Origin of the sequence: Vibrio sp. 10N.247.311.14, assembly GCF_041467715.1 — a bacterium.
Classification (GTDB): domain Bacteria; phylum Pseudomonadota; class Gammaproteobacteria; order Enterobacterales; family Vibrionaceae; genus Vibrio; species Vibrio crassostreae_C.
In genome coordinates this window covers 1-1,503 of sequence record NZ_JBFSVE010000114.1, presented here as the reverse complement: position 1 = coordinate 1,503, position 1,503 = coordinate 1, and the positions used below count along the sequence as shown (strand labels likewise).

General features: G+C 45.5%; 1 protein-coding gene. It reads left to right on the top strand.

Annotated features, from left to right (window positions below; genetic code table 11):
* The first annotated feature begins 103 nt into the window (after nt 1–103).
* Nucleotides 104–1,480: an IS4 family transposase gene (locus AB6F11_RS21635; RefSeq protein WP_102319739.1), complete on the top strand. Its 1,377-nt coding sequence runs from the start codon at nt 104–106 to the stop codon at nt 1,478–1,480.
* Nucleotides 1,481–1,503 lie beyond the last annotated feature (23 nt).

Here is a 1,503-nt window from a genome sequence, read left to right as displayed (position 1 = left end):
CTGTCTCTTATACACAAATCCCTAAGCCACGCTTGGGGATTTTTTTTGAACTATTTTTAGGTTTCATGATCTGATCATCTAAGCAATGACAAGGATGATTATCATGACCTATATAGAGCCAACCCTCTGGGCACAAAAACAGTTCGGTCAAGCCCACCTAAATGACCCTAGACGCACTCAAAGACTCGTTACTCTCGCAGCCTCACTGGCCGAGCAACCTGGTGTACCCGTCTCGAAACTCATTATCTCCCCTGCTGAAATGGAAGGGGCTTATCGCTTCATCCGTAATGAGCAAATCAAAGCAGAAGATATCGCAGAAGCGGGGTTTTATGTCACCGCACAAGAAGCATTAGAGCAACAAACACTTCTTGCCTTAGAAGACACCACTTCTCTCAGTTACTCCCATCGCAGCATTCGAGATGAACTCGGGCACTCCAATCAAGGCAACCGACATCGCGCCATGTTCGTACACTCAACCTTACTTTTTGCTCCCGACACTCAATCTGTTATTGGTTTAATTGAACAACAGCGCTGGACTCGTGATATAGAAAAGCGAGGCCAAAGGCACCAGCATGCGACTCGACCATACAAAGAGAAAGAAAGTTATAAGTGGGAACAAGCCTCTCGCCATGTCGCTGAGCGACTTGGCGATAAAATTTCGGATGTCATTTCTGTGTGCGATAGAGAAGCCGACCTATTTGAATACCTCACTTACAAGCGAGAGCAACAACAAAGGTTCATCGTTCGCTCAATGCAAAGCCGCTGTATTGAAGAGCATGATAATCGTCTTTATAGCTATGCCTCTACCCTGTTATCAGCCGGAGAGAAAGTGCTCGAAATACCGCAAAAAGGGGGGCGTAAAGCTCGCAAGGCTCATTTAGATATCAAATATGCCCCCGTGACACTCAAGTCTCCTGCTAACAAGAAAGAGTTCGATAACATTCCGCTTTACTACGTGGGATGTATAGAACAAGGAGAGAGTAGCGATAAGCTCGTATGGCACTTACTGACTTCTGAGCCGATAACGAGCAAGGAAGAGGCACTCAAAATCGTCAGTTATTATGAGCGGCGCTGGCTGATAGAAGATTTTCATAAAGTCTGGAAAAGTGAAGGGACAGAGGTTGAGCAACTGAGAATGCAAAGTAAGGACAACTTAGAGAGGCTCAGCGTTATTTTGGCTTTTATCGCGACTCGGTTACTCCAGTTGAGGTTTATGAATGAATCAGACGAGTTATCTAAGACCAGCTGTGAGCGGGTATTAAGAGGCAAAGCGTGGAAGTTAATGTGGCTCAAGTTGGAGAAGAAAGAACTACCGAAAGAAGCGCCTAATATATCATGGGCTTACAACGGTATTGCTCGGTTAGGTGGTTGGAAGAATACCAAGCGAACGGGGCGCGCTTCTATAAAGACGTTATGGCAAGGATGGTTTAGGTTACAAACCATCCTTGAAGGGTATGAACTCGCTAAGTCTCTTGATTAACCAGACTTGTGATCAAGAGACAG

Coding starts and splice junctions, on each gene's coding strand:
- AB6F11_RS21635 (WP_102319739.1), top strand. CDS start 104: ATGACCTATATAGAGCCAACCCTCTGGGCACAAAAACAGTTCGGTCAA.